Consider the following 24,399-nt stretch of genomic DNA (forward strand, 5'->3'; position numbering starts at 1 on the left):
TGGTTTTATACGATAGATAGAATCTTGCCTCAAGCTCCACCCTCGGTCCATTGCGTCACAGCTAAGTGGTTGTTTCTGCTGGAAAACAGCTACTTCTGAGGACAATGAGTAGCGAAAATATCCTGTGGAAAGAATCAGAGCCATTGATTTAGCACGAGGAATTGCGGTCGTTCTTATGATCCTAAGTCATGGGATTAAAGGGCTTGTTCCATTCGAAGAGTTCCCTTCATGGGGGCTCGTTCCAATTCATCTTTTAACGAAAGGAGCTTCGACGTGTTTTTTTCTGGTTTTCGGAATCACTTTGGCAGTGGCATTTGTTCCGGCCGTGGATCGCGAAGACTGGCCCCAAAAAAGAAAGAGGTTGTTCTTTCGCGGGCTGAAAATTCTTTTTTGGTATAAGGTTCTATGTATCGTCGAAATGTTTTCTTTGTATGAACGTCAGGAAATCCTCGACGTTCTTTTGTATCGCGCCTTCGCCGTTTATTCAGAAATTCTGGGGTTCTATGGGATCGCTTTATTATGGATTCCGTTCTTCCTTCCGTTGTGGAAAAAGCTGCGGTGGTGGGGGCAATTGATCTGTATAGTCTTTACAACGTACACCGCGATTTATCTTTTCAACAATTTTGATTTCGGCAGTGTGGGACTTAAAGCCATTCTGGTTGAGCACGAGGATTTTTACACCTGGGGACAGCTGACACGTTTACCGATTGTGATGGTCGGACTGATGTTAGGTGAGATGACTCGAAAATGTTATGAAAGCATCAAAAGAAGAATGATACTCGCGGCTTCAATTTTTGCGGGAGGCCTTCTTCTGGCGGTCGCTTTCGTCTTGCATGCGCCAGAAAATCTGCAAGAAACTTTGATTTCGTTAGCTATGAACGAAGGCAAACATCCTCCCGACGCTTCATTTATGTTATTCAGCATGTCGCTGGCATTTTTCATAGTGTCTCTCAGTTTAGCGGGAGGAAATCTTCTGGCTTTGGTCTTGAAACCCGTGACCATCATCGGGTCTGATGCGTTGGGCGCCTTCGTCTTTCACATCTTTGTGATCTTCGTTTTCTATAGGTATTTATTCGATTATTGGCATAAAATAACCTATCAGCACGCTTTGAATCTCACCTTGTTATTGATTTTACTAACGGCCATTTGGATAAGGGTAAAAAATTGGATTTCAAAAGAATCTTAAGAGCCATGACCTTTGCTTTGACTGCGACACTGGTGAAAGCGCCGGCATGGGCGAGTTCGAAGACCTTTGAAGAAAGTTTGAAAGAGCTTGAGGCAAAACAACCAATTCAATTGGGCGTCTTCGTCAAAAATCTAAGCACCGGAGAAATTCTTTCCTATCGTGGTGATGACTTGTGGTACGTGGCTTCAGGAGTGAAGCTTCCAATTGTATTGGAAAATCTTCGTCAGGTGGATCAGAAGAAGTACACTTTGGATTCGCAGATTGAACTTCGTAAAGAGGACTTCGTGGATGGCGCGGGTTACACGAACTCAAAAAAAGCCGGAAGCAAACTCTCCGTAAAATTTCTAATGGAGCAGGCCCTTATATATAGCGATAACACCGCGAGTGATCTTTTGATTCGCCAGGCCGGATTAGAGTCTGTGAACAGCTGCGTTCAGGATTTAGTTCCTGGCGGATTCACCGCGATCACCACATTAGCCGATGTTCGCCGCCGTCTTTATTCCGAAGTGCATCCGTCGTCAGAAAAACTTCAAGGGCCGGATTTTATTTTGCTAAAGCGTTCACAAGGGGATGAAGTGAAATTTCGTCGTCTGTCACAAATGCTAGGTGTGGATACGAAAGAGTTTAAATGTAAAACCTTGGACGAGGCTTACGACAATTACTATTCTAAGAAACTCAATTCCGCGACCTTGAAAGCCTATGCTGAACTTCTAGAGAAAGTGGCTGAAGGAAAAATATTGGGGGATTCCACACAGAAGTTTCTGATCGATACGATGACGAAAGTGCAAACCGGTCAACGTCGCATCAAAGCAGGACTTCCCAAGAAATATTCCTTTGCTCATAAAACGGGGACACAGCATTCGCGTATTTGTGATTTCGGCATCGCCTGGGATAAAAAATCCGAACTGAAAACAGGGATTGTGATCGCCGCTTGTGTCAAAGACTTTGAATCCTTGGACATGGCGGAGTCCGCTTTAAAAAGTGTCGGCACGGTTTTACATAAGGCGGGCATTCTATGAAATTCGCCGTCGTTTTTCTGACATGGCTATTGGCCTTTCCTGCGGTGGCTCAGAAAAATTGGACGGCTTCTTGTTTGACGAATATGTCGCAGCTTGATGACTCCTTTCCGGGAGATCTCGGGATTTTCGTAAAATCTTTGAAGGACGGATCTATCTGCGAATTTCAAGCTGATAAAAGATGGTATCTGGCTTCGACCATCAAGATCCCAGTGGCGATTGCTCTGCTTAAAGAAGTGGAAAAGGGACACATAGATCTGCAAAAAAAACTGACGTTAAAGCAAAGTGATTACGTCGACGGCGCTGGAGACTTACTTTGGCAGGATCCCGGAAAAAGTTTTACCGTGCAACATCTGCTAAGAAATATGCTGGAACAATCCGACAGTACGGCGACTGACATGTTGATCAAATTGATGGGAATAGAGACTCTCAATAAGACCACCCATGAATTAGCGCCGGACTTTGCTCCTTTAACCACCATTCTGCAAGTGCGTTATGATGCCTATTCAGAAATTCATCCCAAAGCGCGCACACTGTCCAACATGGATTTTATTGAGCTGAAGAAATTTCCCGTTTCAAAACGCTATGAAGCTTTCGTTAAACGGATTCAAGTTCCTACTAGTGAATTAAAAGCGACCAGTATCGAAGAGGCGTTTGAAAAATATTATGGGCGTGGATTGAATTCGACAAGCTTACGAAGTTTCGGGTCGTTGTTAGAAAAGCTTTCCCAAGGACAAATTCTTAATAAAAAGCACACAGAGCTTGTTTTAACTTACATGCAAAAAATGAAAACGGGCGAAAATCGACTGAAAGCCGGCCTTCCGAACGACATCCTTTTTGCACAAAAGACGGGGACTCAGGTCGCTCGCATGTGCAATGTGGGAATTGTCACTTCCAAAAAGAATGCGCAACAAAAGACAGTGATCGTGGCTTGTGCGGAAAAGTATCTTGATCAGGCGGGGGCAGAAAAAGCCTTAAAGAAAATGGCAGACGCCCTCACTGAGGAGGGCGCCTTTAAGAACTTCTAACTAGATTGGTGAAGGAATAAGCTCTCTGTCACCATGCTGATGCCAGTACGGATAAATAGGTTTTACGGCACTGACTTTATCAAGTTTTTCTACGTGCTCTGCTGACAACTTCCAACCCAAAGCTCCGAAATTGTGCTTGAGTTGTTCTTCGTTGCGCGCACCAATCACAATGCTTGTCACAGAAGGTCGATTCATCACCCAGTTTAACGCCACTTGGGGAATCGTCTTACCGGTTTCTTTGGAAATTTCATCCAAAGCATCGACGATATTGTGTAAAGCATCTGATTTCGCAGACACCACAAAATCAATTTGCGAGGAGCGGCTTCCTGCGGGAGGAGGCTGATTGCGACGGAATTTTCCTGAGAGAGCGCCTCCAGCTAGTGGACTCCAAACAAATGTCGACACTTTTTGATCCAAGGCAAGTGGCATCAATTCCCATTCAAATTCACGGCCGGCTAAAGAGTAGTAGGCTTGGTGAGCTACATATTTGCTCCATCCATAGCGTTCTGAAACCGTCAGTGATTTCATTAAATGCCAGCCTGAAAAATTGGAGGCCCCAATATAGCGAATTTTACCCGCAGTGATCAGATCATCCAGCGCGCGCAGAGTTTCCTCCACGGGAGTATTCGCATCAAATCCATGCATAGTATAAAGATCGATATAATCCGTTTTCAAACGGCGAAGGCTGTCTTCGCATTCCTTCATGATGTTCCAACGAGTCGATCCTGATTTGTTAGGACCTTCTCCCATCCTGAAAGTTGACTTTGTAGAAAGCAAAACTTGATGGCGCTTACCTTCAATGGCGGCACCCAAAATTTCTTCGGACATGCCTTGAGAATAAACATTGGCGGTATCAAAAAGGTTCAAGCCATTGTCTAAGCAAACTCCGATCAGCCGTTGGGCTTCTTTGAGGTCTGTACTTCCCCACGCTTTAAAAAACTCATTGCCGCCGCCGAAAGTCGCTGTTCCAAAGCTCATCACAGGTACGTCAAGACCACTGCCTAATAATTTTCTGTATTCCATAGCATCTCCTAACGGTATTTAGCCTAGGTTAGTTTTGAACCAGAAACAATCCGGTAAAAACCGAATTGAGTTTTTCCTTTCCGGAAACAATTCGAATGAATATGAGACGGTCATGGAAGTTCACGGACTTGATTCGCATCAATAGGCGGTAACTTCGTATTTTTACCTATAAAAGGGCTCACTTTTGACCGATGAGCCCCTGGATGGAACATTGTGGAGGCCTTTTGAGATGAAGAGGAGCGTTTTAAAACGAACACTCGCAGCGGGACTTTTGTGTCTGCTAACGGGGTGTGGACAAATGCGCGCTGATTTTTTTGGTCGGATGACGAAAGAGATTCTTCCGTCGACGCCTGCGTTGCCTCCCGTTCCTAAAGTGACCAAAGTAGATGCCGACACCGCGGGAGCTTCGTCAGTCTCGGCTTTTTCAGTTCCTCGATTTACGACGGCGCAGATCGTCCCCATCCAGGTGCATTTTTCTGGGCCTGTGAATGTTACGGGCGTTCCTAGTATCGAGCTTGAAACGGGCAGTGTGAAAAGAACGGCCTATTACGTTTCCGGTACGGGCACTGACATTTTAACTTTTGAGTATTCTGTCGTGGCGGGTGATTCAGCGCCGACTTTGGATTACACCAGTTCCACCGCGTTGTCTTTGAATGGCGGAACTATCGAGCCGACCCAAGAAGTCCAAGGTACGACCGAAGATTTCAATAATTTGACAAAGCTGCCAGATCCGGGCGCGGATGAGTCGCTGTCGAAAACAACGCCGATTCTGATTCGTACAATTCCCGAAGTAAAAAAACTCAGCGCCCCGCAAACAGACGTCTATCTGGATGGAACAAGTTTAGAGATCATTGTTAAATATGACCAACCGATCACGGTGACGGGATCGCCGCGCATTCCGGTGAAGGTCGCGGGCAACACACGCTTAGTGAATTTGATTTCACAAATCTCAGATTCAGAACTTTTATTCCGTTATGAAGTTGTTGTCGGAGACAATGACACGGATGGAATTGAGCTTCCCACGACAATTGATCTGAATGGCGGTTCCATCGTAAACCCAGCCAATGAAACTGCGGTGATTGATCTTCCCGTTAAAGATACAACGGGTGTTTTGACTTACACGACACCTTTAACGGCGTCCTTTCTTTCCAGTACTCAAATCGTCAGTGAAAACGTGGGGAGCATCAACGTACCTATCAGTTTAAGTGCACCTGCTCCGATTCCTTTTAAAGTCAGTATCAGTGTTTTGGGTGAGGCCGATAGCGGCGACTATGTTTTATCGTCTCGCGAAGTGCAATTTGCCGTCGGCGATCAACTGAAGTATCTGACCGTGCAAATCACCGAAGATACTGTGCCAGAAAGTGAAGAGCGCCTGCGTTTAGTGCTCTCAAGAAACTCTTTAGGCAATGGCGGAGATGTCTCTTTCCATGAAATTCATATTAAAGACAATGATAGTGGTGTCGCTCCCGCCGTCGTGTCGATGAGCAAAGGATATGATTTTAGTTGTGCCCTTTTTTCAAATAAAGATTTGAAGTGCTGGGGAGATAACTCTTCTGGGCAGTTGGGAAATGGGACTTACACTTCCACCTCTTCTGTGAGTTCGGTTGTCATCAGTGACGTCGAACATTTTGAATTAAGTCACAGTGTGGCTTGCGCCTTAAACTCCAGTGAAGAGCTGTGGTGCTGGGGAAAAGACAATATGGGTCTTTTGTTCCCGGGATCTTCGGGCGGCAAGCTTCATCCTAATCCTGTCAAAGTCATCGCATCGGGAGTTTTGACCTTTACCTTACATCCCAATGTCATTTGCTATGTTAAAAATAACGCCACAAAAGATTTGATGTGTTGGGGATATGAATCGACCGGAATCATGGCGCAAGGGAACACCGCTCAGAACCGCCCTTTCGCCAGTGCTATAAAGGTGACCGACCAAGTGGCGAAAGTGAAAATCATGTCTGGAGCAGTTGAAAGTATCTGCGTGATAAAAACGAACAAAGATCTTTACTGTTGGGGGCATAACGGCACACAGACGGCGTCGGCGACCCAAATCAAAACTTTTCCTGCGGCCCCTATCGATACAAACGTCACGTCGTTCTTCATGAATAATACCAATATCTGCACCCAGAAGGAAGAGGGCGCTCCGTTGACCCGCACGAACTATTGTTGGGGTTCCAATTACAACGCACAACTCACTCCCGGTACGGCGACGCCGACACATATTTCCACACCGGTGCAGATGCCGACGGATTACGTGCAAACCATGCCCGTGGGGTCGGCTATTTGTGGGATTAAAACAGATGGATCAATGTGGTGTTGGGGGTGGGGCGTGGATGTGCCCAGCTATAACAGCTTGGCAAATTTGGCGCCCACTAAAATTATTCCTGAAGGAGTTTCGTCCTTCTTAGATGTGACCTATCGTTTAAGCCCTCCTAAATGTGTGTTGATGAGTGACTCCAGTGTGCGTTGTTGGGGAGCCAGCAGCGAGAGCTTGACTCGCAAGACGCCGGTGACCGTGATTCCCTCGGGTGTTGCGAAGATTGTCGTACATGGAAACGGTCTTTATCGTCATATCTGCGCTTTGCTGGCTACCGGCGAAGTTCAATGTTGGGGACGCAACAATGGGGGGCAAATTGGAGATCGCACGATCATCAACCGTCTGGTTCCGACGCAGGCTCTGGCACGCAACCAAAGTCAAATCATCACAGATCGCGAGCGCAGCTGTGCGATTTCCACTTTCGGTGAACTTCGTTGTTGGGGACAGAACTCGGCTTTAGGAAGTATGGGCATGGGAGCGATGGCAAGTTATAAATCGCCAAAACTTCTTATTGATAAAAACGTAGAAAAAGTAAGCCTGAATGAAGACGGTGGTTGCGCAGTCCTCAAAAGCGGTGAGCTTCGCTGCTGGGGTGCCAATAGTGACGGGCAAGCTAAGCCGGGCTCTACGACTTTTCAGCCGACACCAGTTGTAGTTAAAGCCAGTGGAGTTCGCGATGTGGAAATGGAGTACAGCAGTGCCTGTTACGTTTCCACGGATGACAAACTTTATTGCTGGGGAAAAAATCAGAACAACCAACTGGGTAACGGAACGACGACAGCGCAAAACACACTGCCGACAACACCGACTTTAGAAGACGTCAGCAGTGTGATTCTTGGTGGAGGATTTTCTCAACCCATCGGCTGTGCTCTTCAGAAGAATGGCGACCTCAGCTGTTGGGGGGCAGGACAGCCGGCATGTCTTGGAACAAACTCATCGACGCCTAAGTTTATGATGGCAGATGTTCGTAAGTATTCAGTGGGCCCTTATGCTGTGTGTGTGATCACGGGAGATGAAGGTAAATTGCAATGCTGGGGCACGAACTCAAGTGGTGAACTCGGTGTGGGCCATACATCCAATGTCTGCTGGTCGGGAGGTCCTGCCACCGTAGTTTCAGCAGGAGTGGCTGACGTAAGTACCGGAGCAAATGCCACTTGCTTTGTGTTAAGTACGGGAGAACTTAAGTGTATGGGCGATAATTCGACCGGAGTTCTGGGAACTGGCGATACGTTGGTGCACCCTCGCACTGTTTTTGGTCTCACTAATTAGAACCGCTAGAACGTGAAGCGAGAAAAAACATATTCCCATTCGGGCGCTGACAGCGAATGCTGTTAAAGAAGACCACGAAAAGGGAGAGCCTTGCCTCTGCACAAAGTGAATAATTCCTTTTACGAAAGCTACGGCGATCGCTGGTACACGGCATTTGATGACCCAGTCGCACTCTTGCGAGCTGAGTCTGACGTCAAAATTCCGTGGGCTCTAGCAAGAATTCGCCAGCATTTTTCTCAAGCCCATATTCTGGATGTGGGGTGCGGGGGAGGTTTTGTCAGCAATGCTCTGGCTAAAGAGGGTTTCACAGTCACGGGCATCGATATTTCAGAAGCCTCTTTACAGATCGCTAAAAAGTATGACGTCACTCAGAAAGTCCGCTACTTGAAGGCCGATGCGTTTCATTTGCCTTTTCCCGATGAACATTTTGAAGTCGTAACGGCCATGGATTTTTTGGAGCATATTGAAAATCCCGAAGTTTTCATCAAAGAGGCCTCGCGGGTTCTTAAGCCCGGAGGCTTGTTTTTCTTTAACACCTTCAATCGTCATTGGCTTTCTTGGTTTCTCGTCATCAAAATGATCGAGTGGGTGGTGAAGAACACACCTCAAGACATGCACGTGATAGAATATTTTATTAAGCCTGATGAATTGCGAGAGTATTGCAAAAAGGCTGACATGAGAGTTGAAGAAATGACGGGTTTAAAAATGGATTTCTCAACGATTCCTATAAAAAACTATTTTTCTGGCGTCGTTCCGGAAGGGCTGAAATTTAAACTGTCGTCTTCATTGCTCTTATCTTATCTGGGCTACGCTAAAAAATAAGTTTAGTTCATTTCGAAACCTGAAAAGGGATTGCGAAGGGTGTTTGCCTCATGGAAACCTCAGAAAGAAGCCTGGTTTTTAGGCAATATTGGCTTAAATGAGGGCTTTTTTGGGTTTTCGCAGCAGATTTTAAAAAAAGATCTTGAGTATTTGGGGTAATTTCTTTAAAAAATATCCCTCTACGCGGGTGTGGTGTAATGGTAGCCACGAGAGACTCAAAATCTCTTGGATTCACGTCCGTGGGGGTTCAAGTCCCTCCACCCGCACCAAATCTTCCCCATCAAAATTCTTCGGACAGTCCTCGCTCTTTTTTGTTTCTGGTTGTTTAGGGTTTCTTTGCTTCGTCGTGGTTTTTCGGCTTCGTGGTGGTTTTTGTTGGCTGCGGAACTTGAATTTTGATGGGGAAGATTTGGTCGCTCTTTTTCTGGCTTCGCTGGGGAGAGATTGGGTAGTTTTTTGTGCTTCTTCTTTTTTCTTGGTTATTGTTCTTAATTGTTTGTAAGGGTCCTTTCTTATTTTCGTGGTGTGGGCTTCTGCTGTTGTGGTGTTTGGTTGAGTTGTTTATATCCTTTCTCATTGGAGGATTTTATGCGACTTTTGGGTTTTGTCTTTTTTTTGGTTTTGAATTCTGGTTTTGCTTTGGCGGATCAGGTGGCTACTTTGACTTGCACTGGAGAGCGCGTCGTTCTTACGGAGAAATCTCCTTATTTGGGAGAGGATTCTCGGTATTCTCAATCGCTTTTTGTGCTTTCTTCTAAAGATGGTGATGAATCTTCTTATACAGCTTATTTTTTGGACGTTGAAGAAGACATTGGTGGAGTTCGTCATGGGGGCGCGGGGACTTTGGTTTTTACTGGTGCTAACTCTAAAGGTGGTTCTTTTCAGCTTATTATCTCACCTTGGCAAGATGTGGGTGACGGGACTGTGATACATGAAACTTCTCGTGGGGTGATTACTTATAAACATGGGCCGCTTCGTGGAAAGAGCGAATCTGTTGAGTGTGTTCGTCAGTAGAGTAGGCCCTTCAAAGTAGGTCCCTCAAAAATAAAAAACCCGAGTGCTCATGCCTCGGGTTTTTTTATTATTATTCGGAGCGATGACTCTATTTCATCGCTTCCATTTTTTCGCGGATCCACGTTAGGTTTTCACGAACGTCGGCGAAGATGCCAACTCCATGACATACGCGGGAATCCTGTTCTTTTTTTGCGCGGTTGTCGATGCCCATAGAGGTGATGCCTACTAGAGTCAGGCCGTCTTTGGTTTTCGCATAAAGCGGACCGCCAGAGTCTCCTTTGCAGACGCCGTTTTGAACTTGGTCTAAAACTAGAGTGTTCGGGATAGATACTGTGTTGTTGATAAGCGCTAGGTGAAAACGGGTTGAAACTCTTGTTGCCGATGCTGTTGTATATCTTAGTACACCTGAGTCTTTGGCTTTTTCAGAGGTCACTCCGTAACCAGCCATCACCATCTCATCTGTTTGATTGATCGTGAAACCTGCGCTTGGAAGAGCCCGCACTTTATATCCTGGAGCTAAGCCACCTTTAAATTTGAGGATGGCTAAATCATATGTTGAGTTGTCCCAGTTGGTATTTTTAGAGTAGCGGTATTCGTTGGGAATCGCTCTATCTGTTACCAAACGCAGAGTTCTTTTTGGGGCATTCACAACGCAATCGACATTGTTTGAGAAAGCTACAACCGTCGTCCCACCAAATCTTTCAGTACAGTGGGCAGCTGTCAGGACTTTATCATTATCTATAAGAGTGCCGGTGCAAATGCCTTCATTTTTTTCGTCATCTATATGGACAACTAAGACAGTGCTAGAGCTGAGCTCGTTGCCGGATCCCAAAGTATTTCCGCCGACGATGCCATAAGAGTGTCCTGAAACTTCGCACGCAGAAGGTTCAACGGTGTTCGTGAGATTTTCTCCCCCTCCGCCACCACCAGAGCATGCTGCTAGAGTCGAAAGAGATAAAGCCAAAGAGCAAATACGGAACAACGGCTTAAACATGAAGGGGTCTCCTTAATATATAGTGGGTAGTTTTATCAGAATCCTTCCACACTCAGTGACCAAATGGCTCCGTTTGCAAGAATTTCAGAAACCGTCTTGTAAGTTGTCACATTTGTGGTCAGGGGACGGGGCGCGGGTTTTCGGGGGAGTTAGGCACTTACTTTAGATATCAATAACTTAGACGCCGGGGACGATTTTCGGCCAGGTTGGCATCCGGCTTGCTCTACGCCTGAATGACTTAAAAAGGTTTTTTAAACCAGTACCACGAGGAGACCCTATGAAAAAGTATTTCTATATCCTTGCGGCCTTGAGCATCGCGCCTACTTATTCGCTTGCTCAGAGCCTAGAAAGTGATGTTGATGCGGAGCTTGATCAAATGTATTCAAGCCAGCAGGCCGCACCAGCAGCAGCTTCTGCTCCACAGGCAGGAATTGCGAACACAGCACCTGTAAGCGGACAGCCTATCTATATCTTGAATCAGGCGACTCCGACTTCCAATGCTCAGTTGCAACAATCACAAATTCAAAAACAGCCTACAACTGTGATTGAAGCTTCTCCATTGACAGAGTCTCGCGCGGAACAAATCCGTCGTGCTCGTCAAGATGCTGAGCTGCAAACAGAACAAAGAATCGTCGAAAAACTTGAGCACTCTCGTATGGAAGACGAGAAGAAACGTGCCGGCGTTCTTTTTGGTGATAAATTTAATCAGTTGGATCAATCCCAACAACAACCTCAACAGCAGTATCAACAGCCTGTCGCTGTTCAACCTGTTCAGGTTCAACAAGTTCAAGAGCCTAAAGAAAACACTCGCGACATCGTTCGTGAAGAAATCGCAGCGGCGATGAAAGTGGAAGAAGAAGCTCCTTTAGCTCCTCTTGAAACTAAATACGTAGCAGGTATCCTTGGTATCGGTGACTATCCAGACACTCGCCAAGTAAAAGGAAACTATGCTCTGGGTGTGGCTTTCGGTACTAAGTACGATAACTTCATCGTAGAGGGTTCATTCCTTTACTCTAACTACACAGTAGAAGGCCAAGGTTACTACACTGGCAACTACGGTTATGGTTACGGATATCCTTACTCTGGTGGAACTTACATCCCAGACACTATCGACGTACAACAGTACACAGGTTCTTTGGCTGCCAAAGTTCAATTGTTCTCTGGTATCATCAAGCCTGTATTCGGTGGTGTGGTGGCTTACTCTTACCGCGGATACTCTTGGGATAACAAGAATCCATATGGATACGTGAACGATACAAAAGCCAACTCTCACGCTATCGATATCGGTACTGTGGTGGGTGCGGACTTGGAATTCTCTCCGAAGTATTCTTTGGGTGTGGATTTCAGATACATGTGGAATCTTTCAAGCCGTGTGAATGCGGATGATAACACATGGATTTCTAGACCTGAGTACAGCAACTCTCTCGAAAAGTTGCAGTACTATGTGATGTCTCTTGTCGGACGCGTAAATTTCTAATCTAATAGAAAAAGTTAATTATTAATTCCTCAGTGGTTTACAAGCCCCGCCCTTAAAAGCGGGGTTTGTTTTTTTGGTCTGCTGGACTTTAAGTTCTTCTTAGCTCATAGTGACTCTATGAGATTTCTTCTTTCTCTTTTATTTTGTATTCAGGCTTCGGCGGCGACCACAGTGGTGACTGAAACGGTCGGGCAGGCGGCAGATCATGTCGTGACGTCGCGGGAAGTTCAGATCTCAATGGTCATTGAAAATATTCTTTATCCTCCCAAGACTCCTTTAAAAGGACTTTATGAAGTGCGCCCGGGCCAGCCGGAGTTTCGTACGGCAGTGACGGCGGTTTTGCTGGAGTCGGTTTTGGCTTTAGAGGCTGAAAACTTCAATGTCGCCGCGATTTCGGAAAGCGAAATTTCAACGGCATTAACGAAAGTTGAAAAAGCCACGGCCGGGAAGTCGTATTGGGTGCAGCTCGAGGTCTCGCCCGTGCAACTTAAGAAACTTGTGACCCGCAAAATGACGGCGAAAAGTTTTTTGGCGTTTAAGACCAGTTCAATGACGGGAATTATCACGGACCAAGAAGCGCAGGCTTATTACGATAAAAACCGTGTGAAGTTTGGCAGCCATCCCTTTTCCTCTTTTAAAGACAATATTAAATCCTTCCTTGCGCAACAGCAGCTGGAAGAACGTATTCGCTCTTGGTTTGAAGTGATTAAGCGCAAATACAAAGTGCGCACTTTTATTTCGGAATAATATGAATATTCGAATTCTTCAGGGCTCAGATAAACCGGCAATGCGAGCTTTGGTGGAGGCCGTTCACTCCGATCAAGGGTTGCTTCCGCAGTTCTACTGGCCGGCGGATCTTTTAGGTGCGGAGCTTGCGACAGCTGAGGCCTTTGGAGTTTTTGAAGGCGAGGATTTAGCGGGTTTTGTTCTTTATCGTGATTTGCCGGATGCTTGGGAGATCTCTCTGGTGGCGAGTCATCCTCGATTTCGGCGCCGAGGGTATATGGAGAGACTGTTTGCCTATATCGTTGCTGCGAAGGGTCAGGATAAACAGCTCTGGCTTGAGGTGCATGAAGAAAACGTCTCGGCACAAAAACTCTATGAAAAACTGGGGTTTAAAGAGGTTCGTCGGCGTCCCCGCTATTATGGTGACGGGGCGACGGCTATTTTGTACTCATTGGCGTAGGAACCTTGCCTCGCTCGAGGGAAGGTCAGATAAACCCTTGCATTGTCTGGATTTTCTTGCTAGTTTCAGAGTCGTTCTCATGGGCCCAGCAGGCCCATTTTTTTTTGCCGCGGCGGCGGCGGGTTGAAACATCGACGGGTGGTCAGCCAAAGCAATTCCCTCTTACAGTTGGATTTTGTTGCTCGCGTGCGCTGCCGTGAACTGGACTCGTGCGTGCTGAGAAGTATGCTATATAAGGATTGCTGTAAATGTCGAAAACCCCATCTTGGATGGATAAAGTAGAAAAGATTGCCAACGAAGTGGCGGACCGCGAAGGTTGCCTTCTTTATGACATCGAATTCGTTGGTGTGGGTAAGGGCAGAACATTGCGCGTTTTCATCGACAAAGAAGATGGAAACGTTTCGCTGGATGATTGCTCCAATGTCTCCAAAGGTCTGAACGCCATTTTAGATACTGATGAAGATATTATTCCTGGTGAAGCCTATAACTTGGAAGTTTCCACTCCAGGTTTGGATCGCCATTTGAACAAGCCTTGGCATTTCCAAAAAGTCGTGGGCAAGAAAGTGTACATCAAAACTTCCAAAGCTTTGGAAAGTGTTGGGGTCACGGATAAGAAATGGAAAGCGACTAAAACTGTCGAACAGGTTTTAGAGTCAGCAGATAATGAGGGTGTTCGATTTGTCGTAGATAACGTCGAGATCAAAATCCCGTACGCGCTCATCGACAAAGCTAAATTGGTGTTTGAATTTACTAAAGGTCAAAAAAAGTAACGAGAGAGGAAAGTCATGGCTGAAAATATGTTTTCAGATCTTTCTAAAGTGATTGATCAGGTCGGAAAAGACAAAGGTATCGACAAACAAGTTGTTATCGATGCAATCACTCAAGGTATGTTGGTAGCTGCTCGTAAAAAATACGGTACTTACCGTGAAATTGAAGCCGCTTATAATGAAGAAACTGGCGAAGTTGAACTTTTTGAGTTCAAAGAAGTCGTCCCTCGTGAAAAATACATCGATGAGGAAGTTGAAATTCCTTACGATGAAGCGCAAAAATTGGATCCAAATGTGCAACTTGATGATTCTATCGGTATCAAGCTAGAGGCTTCGGATTTGGGTCGTATTGCAGCTCAAACTGCAAAACAAATCATCATGCAGAAAGTGCGTGATGCAGAACGCTCTATCATCTTCAATGAATTTGAAGAGCGTAAAGGTGAGATCGCATCTGGTATCGCTCGTCGCGTGGAAAAAGGCGCTATCGTTGTCGACTTGGGTCGCACGGAAGCTTACATCCCGCCTCGTGAACAAATCCCAGGTGAACAATACAAGCCAGGCGATCGTATCCAAGGTTATTTGTCTGAAGTTCGTCAAACAACGCGTGGTCCGCAAATCATCATGTCTCGCGCGGACGAGCGTTATTTGATGAAACTTTTTGAAATGGAAGTTCCAGAGATCTACGACGGTGTTGTTGAGATCATGGCAGCGGCTCGTGAGCCCGGCCAACGCGCGAAAATCGCGGTTCGTTCTAAAGACAACTCTGTAGATCCAGTGGGCGCTTGCGTAGGTATGAAGGGTTCTCGTGTACAAAACATCGTACAAGAACTTCGTGGCGAGAAGATTGATATCGTTCCTTGGGACGAAGATATCACTCGTTTCGCGTGCAACGCTTTGGCTCCGGCTGAAATCTCTCGCGTATTCTTGGATGATGCGAACAGAGAGATGGAAATCGTAGTTCCAGATTCTCAATTGTCATTGGCGATCGGTAAACGTGGTCAAAACGTGCGTTTGGCCGCTAAATTGACAGGTTGGAAATTGGATATCATTTCTGAATCTTCAGCAGCTTCTCGTACTGCGGAATCCATCTTCAACTTGATGTTGATCCCAGGCATGAACGAGACAATGGCACAAAACATCTTCCAATCCGGCTTCGGTTCATTCCAGGCTGTGGCAGCGGCGGGTGTAGACGAATTGATGACAATTCCTGGTTACGACGATCCAGATAAGGCTGAAAAATTGTCGAAAGAAGCGAAAGCTTTGGTTGCGAAATATGAAGCTGAAGGTGTTCCAGTTCCAACAGCTCCAACAGCAGCTAAAGACAACAAATCGAATGTTTCTGCAAAAGCTCAAGCAGATGCACTTCTTAAACAAGAATTGCAAAAACTTGATGCGCAAGAAGCGGACGAGGAATAATCCGGCGCAAGTCGGTATAGCAGTGGCGGCCTGAGCCGCCGAAGCTGAAGCAGTAAGCAACATTGAATTGGATTAAAAGAAAACAGGGAGACTGAGTGAGTAATCCAAAGGTTTTTGAATTTGCAAAAGAGATCGGGATGACCCCGCTAGCCCTCATGGATAAAATCCGCGAGTGGAATTTGCCTGTGAAAAGTCACATGGCAGAGCTGGATCCGACAGTTCTAGAGCAAATTAAAATTAAACTCTCAGGCGGCGATAAACCGGCTGAAGAGGCTAAACCGAAAAAAGCAGCAACTCGTAAAGCGGCACCAAAAAAAGCCGTAGCTGCTTCAGAAGGGGAAGCGCCGGCGGCAGCAGCGCCAGCAAAAACCCCTGTTATTCGTCGTAAAAAAGAAGACGAAGCTCCAAAAGCGAAAGTCGTCGCAAAAGCAGAAGAGGCTGAAACAGAAGAATCAGCAGCTCCCGCTAAGACAACTCGTGTGGTGGTAAAGAAGACAGCCGCGAAAGCAGAAGCTGAAGAAGCTCCTGTTGCAGAAGAAGCAGCTCCTGCGCCAGCACCGGTTGTTGAAAAACCGGCTCCAGCGGCAAAAGTCGTGGTAAAAGAGGAAGCTCCAACTCCTGAGGTGAAGGCGAAACCTGAACCTGTGGTGGCAAAAGAAACTCCGGCAGCTCCTCCAGCGCCAGAACCGGCGGCTCCAGCTCCAGCAGCCCGTAAAAAAGAGGTTGTTGTGGGCACTAGTGGCGTATCCAGTTCTTCGACTCCAGCGACGACAGTGAAAAGAAATATTATCGGTCGTATGGACCTTTCTCGTGTGCAACCGCAAGCTCCGCAGCGCCAACAAGGTGATAGACCGCAAGGTGGTTACCAACCTCGTGGTGCTGGTGGTGGCGATCGCCCTCAAGGGGGTGGCGGATACCAACCTCGTCCAGGCGGTTTCAACCGTCCTTCAGGTGGTGCTCCAACACGCAATATCCGTACGGGTTTCGTGGCTGCGAATCAAACGCCCGAGCCAATGCCGGATGTAAATGACTTTAAGAAAAATGATTTCGACCGTCGTAAAAAAGTCGGTCCGGGAACGGGAGCAGGCTCTGCAACCACTCGTGAAAAAGAAAAAGAGAAGGAAGAAGAAGTAGCGGTATTCAACGCGGTTGAATTCCGTAAGCGTGAGATGGTCTTCCAGCCTAAAAAGAAAAAAGGCATGTTGGATCGTGAAGCGCAAAAAACTCAGATCACGACTCCTTCTGCTCACAAACGTGTAGTTAAAGTTAACAACACGATGAAGCTAAGCGACCTTGCCATGGAGATGGGCTTGAAAGCTCCTCAATTGGTGAAGGTTCTTATGCAAAACGGTGTGATGGCGAACATGAACACCGACCTTGATTTCGATACGATCGCTTTGATCGTGCCGGAGTTTGGTTGGGAAGCGCAAAACGTATTTAAAACAGCCGACGCTGTGGCAGAAGAAACAGCGTTTGGTGATTTGAGTGCGGAAGCCGTGATTCGACCTCCAGTTGTGACAGTGATGGGTCACGTCGACCACGGTAAAACATCTTTGTTGGATGCCATTCGCAATGCGGATGTAGCCGCAGGTGAGGCCGGCGGTATCACTCAGCACATTGGTGCTTACAGTGTTAAAATCGACGACGGTTCATTGATCACATTCCTAGATACTCCGGGCCACGAAGCCTTCACGGCCATGCGTGCGCGCGGTGCGAATGCGACAGACATCGCGATCATCGTGGTGGCGGCAGACGACGGTATGATGCCTCAAACTCAAGAGGCGATTAACCACGCCAAAGCGGCGGGCGTACCGATGATCGTAGCGGTGAACAAAATGGATAAGCCAGGTGCAAATCCAGACCGTATTAAACAGCAATTGACTGAGCTTGAAATCGTTCCGGAAGAATGGGGTGGAAACACGATCTTCTGTGAAGTTTCAGCTTTGAAGAAAACAGGTATCAAAGAACTTCTTGAGCAAGTGAAACTTCTTGCTGAGGTTGCAGAACTTAAAGCCAATCCAAAACGTTCAGGCACAGGTATCGTGATTGAAGCGAAAATGGAAAAAGGCAAAGGGCCGGTTGCTACTCTTCTTGTTAAAGATGGAACTGTGTCTGTAGGTCAATACATCGTAGCGGGTACAATGAAAGGCCGTGTTCGTTCTTTGGTGAACGATCGTGGTGAAAGAATTGAATCCGTAGGACCTGGTTTGCCAGCAGAGGTTTTGGGTCTTGAAGCGGTTCCAGCTGCCGGCGACAAATTTGACATCGTCAAAGATGAAGCGACAGCGAACGAAGTTTCTACTCTAAGAAAAGAGCAGGCTGAAAAAGCCGCGACGACCCCAGCGTCGAAAATGTCTTTGGAAGATATCTTCGCGAAAGTGAAGTCCGGAGATGTGAAAGAACTTGCGATCGTTCTGAAAGCAGACGTTCACGGTTCTTTGGAAGCTATCAACGGCATGTTGTCGAAATTGTCGACTCCAGAGGTGAAGGCGAAAGTCATCCACTCTGCAGTGGGTGGTATCAATGAAGGTGACGTTGTTCTAGCTCACACCGCTAAAGGTATCGTTCTTGGTTTCAACGTACGTCCTGACTTGGGCGCACAAGCCAAAGCGAAACAAATGGGTGTGGATATCAGAACTTACTCGATCGTGTACGAATTGATCGACCAAATGAAAGCAGCTATGGCGGGTCTATTGACTCCGGATGTAGTTGAAGAAGTTATGGGTCGCGTGGAAGTTCGTAATACCTTCAACGTACCTAAAGTGGGCACAATTGCAGGTTGCTTCGTGATCGACGGTAAGATCCAACGTAATAATATGATCCGTCTTCTTCGTGAAAATAAAATCGTTTACGAAGGTAAGATCGCTTCCCTTAAACGTTTCAAAGACGACGCCAAAGAAGTGGCTCAAGGCTACGAGTGCGGTATCGGCATTGAAAACTACAACGACGTTAAAGTCGGCGATATGATGGAAGCTTACGTGAAAAAAGAAGTTGCTCGTGAATTGGACGGGAGCTTGCAGTAATGAAGAACATGGGTGATGGGCGCCGAGTCGCTCGCGTAGAACGAGAAATTCAAGCTACTATCGCTCAGTTTTTGCTTCGCGGTTTTAAATCACCGTTACCAGGTTTGGTGACGGTGGCTTCCGTAAAGATGCCGGCCGACCTTCGCGCAGCTAAAGTTTATATCAGTGTATTAGGTTCCGACGCTCAGAAGACTGAGGCGTTGGAACTTCTTCAAGAAAGAGCTTTTGAGATTCAAAACTTTATCGGTAAAGAACTCAAAATGCGCTATTGCCCGAAGCTGACTTTCTATGCGGATCACGCGACAGATCAGGTTTTGAAGGTGGAGAAAATCCTTCATGAACTTGAGTTAGAGAGAAAAGCTAAAGGCGAAACTTCCGACGACGAATCTGATGACGAATAATCCAACAATTTTTAATGGTCTCTTGTTGGTTGATAAACCTTCAGGGATTTCTAGCCATGATGTCGTGGCAAGGCTTCGACGTATTCTAAAAACCAAGGCCGTAGGTCATTCAGGAACTTTGGATCCGATGGCGTCAGGCTTGATGGTGTGCCTTGTGAATGAAGGTACAAAGCTCAGCCAATATATTCTTGAAGGCGATAAGGGTTACCGCGTGCGTGCTCAACTGGGTGTGCGCACAGACACTTTGGATACGACGGGTGAGGTTTTAGAAAAAGTCTCTGTCGAATTTCCTAAAGAACGTATTTTAGCCGAAGCCTTTAAGCTTCAGGGAGAGATGGAACTTGAAGTTCCGATTTACTCTGCGATTAAAGTTCAGGGTAAAAAACTTTATGAATACGCTCGCCAAGGTCAGGAAGAACAAGTCGTCATTCCTAAAAAGATGATGAATTTCTGGGATGTGGAAGCGGTTGAAATCGGTCCCGATTGGGCCGAGTTTGACATCAAATGCAGCAAAGGCAGTTACATCCGCACCTGGGTCGACCTTTTAGGGAAGGCTTTGGGGTGTGGAGCGGCGATGAGCTCATTGCGCAGAACCTGGTCGGCACCTTATCATTTGCCTCAGGCACAAACCCTGGAACAGATCGAGCAGGCTTATACGGGAGCCCCTCCTTGGGGGACGGCTTTTGTGGGGATGGATCATGCCTTGCCTCAGATCAAACGTATTCGTATTAAAGGGCAAGATAAGGTTCTTTTGGGGAACGGGCAGATCAGCCATGACTTGCGCTCTCAACTGATCACGGCCTTTCGGCCTTCCGAGGACCAATATGTCCAAGTTTTAGCTCAGGACACCGGGCATTTATTGGCTCTGGTGGGGCTTGAAGAGGGACGCGGTTTTGTCCTAAAAAGGGTCTTTAAATATTAGGCCTGTGTCCTCTTTGCCTTGACCGGGGTGGGGATGCGGGGTAGAACCTTAAAACTTATAAACAACACTCTACAGATCGACAGCCATGACGACTGCGGGGTTTGTTTGAAAACTAAGCAATTTTTAAAAGAACAGGAGACTTTAATGGCAGTCACTAAAGATACAAAAAACCAAATCGTTAAGAAATTCCAAACGAAAGATCTAGATACTGGATCTCCAGAAGTGCAAGTGGCGCTTTTGACAGCGAAAATCAACGATTTGACTGTGCACTTCAGCACTCACAAAAAAGATCACCACGGCCGTCGCGGTCTTGTGACTTTGGTTAACAAAAGAAGAAAACTTTTGGACTACCTACATCGTAAAGATGTGAAACGCTACCAAGACCTTATCAAGGCTCTTGATATCCGTAAGTAATCTGACATTCCTGAAGGGGCGAAGAGCCCCTTCAATCTTTTCCTCGACAGGAAATTCTCGTACACTCAGAGCATAAGGCTCTGGCATCAATTCAAGGAGATTTAATGAAAACGACTGTAACTACATCGGTGGGCGGAAAACAAATCACCATCGAAACAGGCCGTTTGGCAAAACAAGCAGATGGATCTGTTCTAGTCTCTTGCGGTAACAACATGGTTCTTGTTACGGCAGTATCTAGCAAAAAAGCCTCTGAACTAGATTTCTTTCCACTGACTGTGGAGTATATCGAAAAATTCTACGCTACCGGTAAAATCCCAGGTGGCTACTTCAAACGCGAAGGTAAACCAACGACAGACGCTGTTCTGATCGCGCGTTTGATTGACCGTCCGATCCGCCCTGTATTCCCTGAAGGATACAGAAACGAAACTCAAGTGGTGGCGACGGTTCTTTCTGCTGACGGTGCATTCCCTCTTGAGATCCTTTCAAGCTTGGGTGCTTCTGCAGCTCTTCATCTTTCAGACATTCCATTTAACGGTCCCACAGCGGCGATTCAAGTAGGTCGCGTTGATGGTCAGTTCGTTGCGAATCCAACGCCTCAACAAATGGAAAAATCCGACATGGATATCATCGTTGCGGGAACTCGCAATGGTTTGTTGATGGTTGAAGGTGAAACAAAATTCATCTCTGAAGCAGACGTTTTGGCGGCTTTGAAATTCGGTCACCAATCCATGATGCCTCTATTGAATGCGCAAGATGAATTGCGTGAAAAGTTTGGTTCTGCGACAAAACGTTCTTTCACTCCAGCGACTATCGACGCTGATTTCAAAGGACAAGTAGAGTCTTTCTTGAAACCAAAAATCGCTGCGGCTCTTGGTATCAAAATTAAGCAAGACCGTTATGCAGCGGCAGCGGCTGCTCAAGCTGAAGCAGAGACGATGTTCCTTGCTTCTATCACTGACAAAGATCTTGCTAAACAACGCAAGAAAGAAATCGGCGCAATCGTTGAAGAGCTTAAGTACAATGAAGCTCGTTCTATGATTCTAGACCGCAAAGTTCGTATCGATGGTCGTGACGTGAAAACGGTTCGTTCTATCGCGAATGAAGTGGGTCTTCTTCCTCGTGCGCATGGTTCTGGTTTGTTCACTCGTGGTGAAACTCAATGTTTGGGCACAGTGACTTTGGGAACAGGTGATGATGAGCAAATGGTTGATGCGCTTTTGGGAACTCAAAAACGCAAATTCATGCTTCACTACAACTTCCCTCCATACTCAGTCGGTGAAGTAGGTCGTTTCGGTGGTCAGGGTCGTCGTGAAATCGGTCACGGTAACTTGGCAGAGCGCGCTTTGAAAGCCGTTCTTCCTGATCACGAAAAATTCCCATACACAATCCGTATCGTTTCTGAAGTTTTAGAGTCTAACGGTTCCTCTTCAATGGGTTCTGTTTGTGCGGGAACTTTGGCGATGCTTGATGCCGGTGTACCTATCAAAGGGAACGTTGCCGGTGTAGCAATGGGTCTTATTAAAGAAGGCGACCGCGTAGCCGTTCTTACAGACATCTTGGGTGATGAAGATCACTTGGGTGACATGGACTTCAAAGTAGCGGGTACTCCAACAGGTATCACAGCTCTTCAAATGGATATCAAAATCGACTCTGTTTCTTTCGACGTGATGGAACAGGCTTTGGCTCAAGCTAAAGAAGGTCGCTCTCACATCTTGAATGAGATGGAAAAAGTGATCAAAGTAGCTCGTGGTCAAATCTCTGAATTTGCTCCTCGTATCGAAACAATCAAAATCAAACCAGATAAGATCCGTGAAGTGATCGGTTCTGGTGGTAAAGTGATCCGTGGTATCACGGAAGCGACCGGCGTTAAGATCGAAATCGAAGACGACGGTACAATCCACATTGCCTCTGCAGATCCTGAAGCAACTAAGAAGGCGATCGCTATGATCAACGACATCGTTGCTGAAGCTGAAGTAGGTAAGACTTATAAAGGTCGCGTTGTGAAGATTGCTGAATTCGGTGCTTTCGTTGAAATCTTACCGAACACTCAAGGTCTATTGCACATCTCTGAAATCGCCAACGAACGTGTACGCGCAGTGACTGACGTACTTAAAGAAGGCGAAATGATCGATGTTAAAGTTCTTGAAGTGGACCGCGCAGGTCGTATCAAGCTTTCTCGTAAGGCGCTTCTTCAGTAAGGGCCAAAAGGCCGCTTTATCCGGCGCCTTTAAGGGGCGCTGAGCTTGAAGTGGGCCTCTTACCTTTTTTAAGAGACTCAATGACAAATACTAAGTTCAAAAAATCTGAACTTTCTAACGGGATCCGAGTGGTGAGCGAACTTCATCCAGGGTCCCGTGCCGTTTCTATCAGTATCTGGGTTTTGACCGGCACTCGAGATGAGTCGCCAGAGAATGCGGGCATCTCGCATCTTCTTGAACACTTGGTGTTTAAGGGGACTAAAACTCGGTCTGCCTATCAAATCGCAAAATCTTTAGAAGCCTTGGGTGGGGATTTAAATGCCTACACCACGCGTGAATATACGTGTTACCACGCTTTGGTTTTAAAAGATCACTGGGAAAAGGCCTTGGATGTTTTGGCGGATCTAGTATCCAACATGCATTTGAACAAGAAAGAATTCGACCTGGAAAAAGGTGTGATCTTGCAAGAGATCGCAATGTCCGAAGATAGCCATGAAGAGATCATTTATGATGTCTTCTATGAGCAGGTGTACGGAAAAAATCCGCTCGCTCGTCCTATCTTGGGAACTCCAAAGTCTATCGCCACGATGAAACAGAATCAGGTGATGGATTATTACAAGAAAAACTACACTGGAAAAAACATCATCGTCAGTGCGGCAGGTTGCTTGGACCATGACGAGTTGATGGCTGGTATTGAAAAGCGTTTGGGAAAGAAAAAGCAGTCGGTGCTTAAAAACTCTCGTAAGTTCCCTCGCTGGTTGAAACGTCGTCACGTCGTTGAAAAGCAAGCAGAGCAAGTGCACATGCTGATGGGCTTTCCGACAGCAAGCTTCAAGGATAAACGTCGTTTCGAAGCCGTGATTGCGAACACCCTTTTGGGTGGAGGCATGACCTCCAAACTTTATCAAAGTGTTCGTGAAAAAAGAGGCCTGGTTTACACAATTCATTCGAGCCTCAACACCCACATTGATTCCGGGATGCTAACTATTTATGCGGGAACGGAAACTAAGAATGTCAAAAAAGTGGGCGATCTTATTTCTAAAGAACTGCAGAAGATTCGTAAGCAAGGTGTCTCTAAGGCCGATGTGGAGATGTTTAAGACTCAGGTTATTGGCAGCATTTTATTAAGTTCTGATGATATCGAAAATCGTATGACGTCTTTAGCGGTCAACGAGATCGTTTTTGGCAGCTTCCGTTCTGTGGAATCCGTGATAGAGGAAATCAAAGCGGTGACGGTCGACTCGGTGAATGAATATATTCGCGAAGAGCTTGATTTAAACGCCGCATCCGGGGTTTTATTAGGACCGGGCGTGACCGAGCTGAAAACTTGGTTTGAAGAACTGACTCTGTAATCGGAAAAGGATTTGTAAATGCAAAAGCTCACAGTCAAAGTAAAGAAACTTGAAAACTTCCACGGTGAACTTCCGCAATATCAATCTTTGGGTGCTAGCGGCTTCGACGTTCGCGCGCAGCTTGCGGGTCCGGTGATTTTAAATCCGGGCGAAAGAGCTTTAATTCCAACAGGTTTGTCTTTTGAAATTCCACTAGGTTATGAAATCCAAGCTCGTCCACGCAGTGGATGGGCCGCAAAAAGTGGTTTGACGGTTTTGAATACGCCGGGAACTATCGATGCTGATTATCGGGGTGAGGTGAAAATCATCGTGATTAATTTGGGTAATGAAGCTGTGACAATCAGTGATCAAGAGCGCTGTGCTCAATTGGTGATTGCTCCGGTTCTTCAGGCACAATTCCAAGTTGTCGATGAATTGGGAACTACCGAGCGTGGTGCAGGTGGTTTTGGTTCTACGGGACGCGCTTAGTTTTTTTATTTTTAAGTGGGGACGTAGCTCAGCTGGGAGAGCGCAACGCTGGCAGTGTTGAGGTCGTCAGTTCGATCCTGATCGTCTCCACCATCTTCTTTTTTTCTTTTGA

General features: G+C 46.4%; 20 protein-coding genes and 2 tRNA genes. 20 read left to right on the top strand and 2 right to left on the bottom strand.

Annotated features, from left to right (window positions below; genetic code table 11):
* The first annotated feature begins 124 nt into the window (after positions 1-124).
* From ACLWBD_RS06630 to ACLWBD_RS06640, 3 genes are read left to right on the top strand one after another with little or no spacing between them, the layout of a single operon-like run.
* The gene (locus ACLWBD_RS06630; RefSeq protein ID WP_413570155.1) at positions 125-1,186 is read left to right on the top strand and encodes an acyltransferase family protein; all 1,062 of its coding nucleotides are present in this window, start codon (positions 125-127) and stop codon (positions 1,184-1,186) included.
* Complete coding sequence (locus tag ACLWBD_RS06635; protein WP_413570157.1) at positions 1,165-2,205, top strand: serine hydrolase; 1,041 nt, start codon at positions 1,165-1,167, stop codon at positions 2,203-2,205. Before ACLWBD_RS06630 ends, ACLWBD_RS06635 begins: the two co-directional genes overlap by 22 nt.
* A complete protein-coding gene (locus ACLWBD_RS06640; RefSeq protein WP_413570159.1) occupies positions 2,202-3,230 on the top strand; it encodes a serine hydrolase in 1,029 nt (342 codons plus the stop codon). The genes ACLWBD_RS06635 and ACLWBD_RS06640 overlap by 4 nt, the downstream gene beginning before the upstream one ends.
* Here ACLWBD_RS06640 and ACLWBD_RS06645 read toward each other — a convergent pair whose 3' ends face one another.
* Positions 3,231-4,253 carry an aldo/keto reductase gene (locus ACLWBD_RS06645; RefSeq protein WP_413570160.1) on the bottom strand — a complete coding sequence of 341 codons (1,023 nt, stop codon included), beginning with the start codon at positions 4,251-4,253 and terminating at the stop codon, positions 3,231-3,233.
* A gap of 229 nt (positions 4,254-4,482) precedes the next feature.
* On the opposite strand from ACLWBD_RS06645, the gene ACLWBD_RS06650 reads away from it, so the two are divergent.
* From ACLWBD_RS06650 to ACLWBD_RS06665, 4 genes are all read left to right on the top strand, one after another.
* Positions 4,483-7,833 carry a Calx-beta domain-containing protein gene (locus ACLWBD_RS06650; protein ID WP_413570162.1) on the top strand — a complete coding sequence of 1,117 codons (3,351 nt, stop codon included), beginning with the start codon at positions 4,483-4,485 and terminating at the stop codon, positions 7,831-7,833.
* 90 nt (positions 7,834-7,923) lie between these two features.
* Positions 7,924-8,655 carry a bifunctional 2-polyprenyl-6-hydroxyphenol methylase/3-demethylubiquinol 3-O-methyltransferase UbiG gene (gene ubiG / locus ACLWBD_RS06655; protein WP_413570164.1) on the top strand — a complete coding sequence of 244 codons (732 nt, stop codon included), beginning with the start codon at positions 7,924-7,926 and terminating at the stop codon, positions 8,653-8,655.
* Between the two features lie 183 nt (positions 8,656-8,838).
* Positions 8,839-8,924: transfer RNA gene (locus ACLWBD_RS06660), tRNA-Leu, on the top strand.
* Between the two features lie 319 nt (positions 8,925-9,243).
* Complete coding sequence (locus tag ACLWBD_RS06665) at positions 9,244-9,669, top strand: hypothetical protein (protein ID WP_413570166.1); 426 nt, start codon at positions 9,244-9,246, stop codon at positions 9,667-9,669.
* An 88-nt stretch (positions 9,670-9,757) separates the two neighbouring features.
* Here ACLWBD_RS06665 and ACLWBD_RS06670 read toward each other — a convergent pair whose 3' ends face one another.
* Complete coding sequence (locus ACLWBD_RS06670) at positions 9,758-10,663, bottom strand: S1 family peptidase (protein ID WP_063208344.1); 906 nt, start codon at positions 10,661-10,663, stop codon at positions 9,758-9,760.
* Between the two features lie 277 nt (positions 10,664-10,940).
* Here ACLWBD_RS06670 and ACLWBD_RS06675 point away from each other — a divergent pair, with 277 nt between their 5' ends.
* From ACLWBD_RS06675 to ACLWBD_RS06735, 13 genes are all read left to right on the top strand, one after another.
* The gene (locus ACLWBD_RS06675) at positions 10,941-12,140 is read left to right on the top strand and encodes a hypothetical protein (RefSeq protein ID WP_063208342.1); all 1,200 of its coding nucleotides are present in this window, start codon (positions 10,941-10,943) and stop codon (positions 12,138-12,140) included.
* Between the two features lie 117 nt (positions 12,141-12,257).
* The gene (locus ACLWBD_RS06680; RefSeq protein WP_413570168.1) at positions 12,258-12,887 is read left to right on the top strand and encodes a hypothetical protein; all 630 of its coding nucleotides are present in this window, start codon (positions 12,258-12,260) and stop codon (positions 12,885-12,887) included.
* A 1-nt stretch (position 12,888) separates the two neighbouring features.
* Positions 12,889-13,326, top strand: coding sequence for a GNAT family N-acetyltransferase (locus ACLWBD_RS06685; protein ID WP_413570170.1), 438 nt, complete (start codon positions 12,889-12,891; stop codon positions 13,324-13,326).
* A gap of 248 nt (positions 13,327-13,574) precedes the next feature.
* Positions 13,575-14,096, top strand: a complete 522-nt coding sequence (gene rimP / locus ACLWBD_RS06690; RefSeq protein WP_063208336.1) for a ribosome maturation factor RimP — start codon at positions 13,575-13,577, stop codon at positions 14,094-14,096.
* A gap of 15 nt (positions 14,097-14,111) precedes the next feature.
* Positions 14,112-15,509 carry a transcription termination factor NusA gene (nusA, locus tag ACLWBD_RS06695; protein WP_063208334.1) on the top strand — a complete coding sequence of 466 codons (1,398 nt, stop codon included), beginning with the start codon at positions 14,112-14,114 and terminating at the stop codon, positions 15,507-15,509.
* A gap of 95 nt (positions 15,510-15,604) precedes the next feature.
* Positions 15,605-18,532: a translation initiation factor IF-2 gene (gene infB, locus ACLWBD_RS06700; protein ID WP_413570172.1), complete on the top strand. Its 2,928-nt coding sequence runs from the start codon at positions 15,605-15,607 to the stop codon at positions 18,530-18,532.
* The gene (rbfA, locus tag ACLWBD_RS06705) at positions 18,532-18,933 is read left to right on the top strand and encodes a 30S ribosome-binding factor RbfA (protein WP_063208330.1); all 402 of its coding nucleotides are present in this window, start codon (positions 18,532-18,534) and stop codon (positions 18,931-18,933) included. The genes infB and rbfA overlap by 1 nt, the downstream gene beginning before the upstream one ends.
* Complete coding sequence (gene truB / locus ACLWBD_RS06710; protein ID WP_063208328.1) at positions 18,923-19,855, top strand: tRNA pseudouridine(55) synthase TruB; 933 nt, start codon at positions 18,923-18,925, stop codon at positions 19,853-19,855. Before rbfA ends, truB begins: the two co-directional genes overlap by 11 nt.
* Before the next feature lie 144 nt (positions 19,856-19,999).
* On the top strand, positions 20,000-20,269 hold the full coding sequence (rpsO, locus tag ACLWBD_RS06715; protein ID WP_063208326.1) for a 30S ribosomal protein S15: 270 nt from the start codon (positions 20,000-20,002) through the stop codon (positions 20,267-20,269).
* Between the two features lie 104 nt (positions 20,270-20,373).
* Entirely contained in the window at positions 20,374-22,467 is a 2,094-nt protein-coding gene (pnp, locus tag ACLWBD_RS06720) for a polyribonucleotide nucleotidyltransferase (protein ID WP_413570175.1), read from the top strand.
* Positions 22,468-22,547: 80 nt separating this feature from the next.
* A complete protein-coding gene (locus ACLWBD_RS06725; protein ID WP_063208322.1) occupies positions 22,548-23,819 on the top strand; it encodes a M16 family metallopeptidase in 1,272 nt (423 codons plus the stop codon).
* 18 nt (positions 23,820-23,837) lie between these two features.
* On the top strand, positions 23,838-24,287 hold the full coding sequence (gene dut, locus ACLWBD_RS06730; protein ID WP_063208320.1) for a dUTP diphosphatase: 450 nt from the start codon (positions 23,838-23,840) through the stop codon (positions 24,285-24,287).
* 17 nt (positions 24,288-24,304) lie between these two features.
* Positions 24,305-24,380: transfer RNA gene (locus ACLWBD_RS06735), tRNA-Ala, on the top strand.
* The last annotated feature ends 19 nt before the right edge of the window (positions 24,381-24,399 follow it).

This window comes from Bdellovibrio sp. HCB117, from assembly GCF_047305915.1.
GTDB classification, from domain to species: Bacteria; Bdellovibrionota; Bdellovibrionia; order Bdellovibrionales; family Bdellovibrionaceae; genus Bdellovibrio; species Bdellovibrio bacteriovorus_B.

Excerpts from the sequence above, each read along its gene's own strand:
- ACLWBD_RS06640 (WP_413570159.1), top strand. The coding sequence starts at position 2,202 with ATGAAATTCGCCGTCGTTTTTCTGACATGGCTATTGGCCTTTCCTGCG.
- ACLWBD_RS06645 (WP_413570160.1), bottom strand. The coding sequence starts at position 4,253 with ATGGAATACAGAAAATTATTAGGCAGTGGTCTTGACGTACCTGTGATG.
- ACLWBD_RS06650 (WP_413570162.1), top strand. The coding sequence starts at position 4,483 with ATGAAGAGGAGCGTTTTAAAACGAACACTCGCAGCGGGACTTTTGTGT.
- ACLWBD_RS06665 (WP_413570166.1), top strand. The coding sequence starts at position 9,244 with ATGCGACTTTTGGGTTTTGTCTTTTTTTTGGTTTTGAATTCTGGTTTT.
- ACLWBD_RS06670 (WP_063208344.1), bottom strand. The coding sequence starts at position 10,663 with ATGTTTAAGCCGTTGTTCCGTATTTGCTCTTTGGCTTTATCTCTTTCG.
- ACLWBD_RS06675 (WP_063208342.1), top strand. The coding sequence starts at position 10,941 with ATGAAAAAGTATTTCTATATCCTTGCGGCCTTGAGCATCGCGCCTACT.
- ACLWBD_RS06680 (WP_413570168.1), top strand. The coding sequence starts at position 12,258 with ATGAGATTTCTTCTTTCTCTTTTATTTTGTATTCAGGCTTCGGCGGCG.
- ACLWBD_RS06685 (WP_413570170.1), top strand. The coding sequence starts at position 12,889 with ATGAATATTCGAATTCTTCAGGGCTCAGATAAACCGGCAATGCGAGCT.
- rimP (WP_063208336.1), top strand. The coding sequence starts at position 13,575 with ATGTCGAAAACCCCATCTTGGATGGATAAAGTAGAAAAGATTGCCAAC.
- nusA (WP_063208334.1), top strand. The coding sequence starts at position 14,112 with ATGGCTGAAAATATGTTTTCAGATCTTTCTAAAGTGATTGATCAGGTC.
- rbfA (WP_063208330.1), top strand. The coding sequence starts at position 18,532 with ATGAAGAACATGGGTGATGGGCGCCGAGTCGCTCGCGTAGAACGAGAA.
- truB (WP_063208328.1), top strand. The coding sequence starts at position 18,923 with ATGACGAATAATCCAACAATTTTTAATGGTCTCTTGTTGGTTGATAAA.
- rpsO (WP_063208326.1), top strand. The coding sequence starts at position 20,000 with ATGGCAGTCACTAAAGATACAAAAAACCAAATCGTTAAGAAATTCCAA.
- pnp (WP_413570175.1), top strand. The coding sequence starts at position 20,374 with ATGAAAACGACTGTAACTACATCGGTGGGCGGAAAACAAATCACCATC.
- ACLWBD_RS06725 (WP_063208322.1), top strand. The coding sequence starts at position 22,548 with ATGACAAATACTAAGTTCAAAAAATCTGAACTTTCTAACGGGATCCGA.
- dut (WP_063208320.1), top strand. The coding sequence starts at position 23,838 with ATGCAAAAGCTCACAGTCAAAGTAAAGAAACTTGAAAACTTCCACGGT.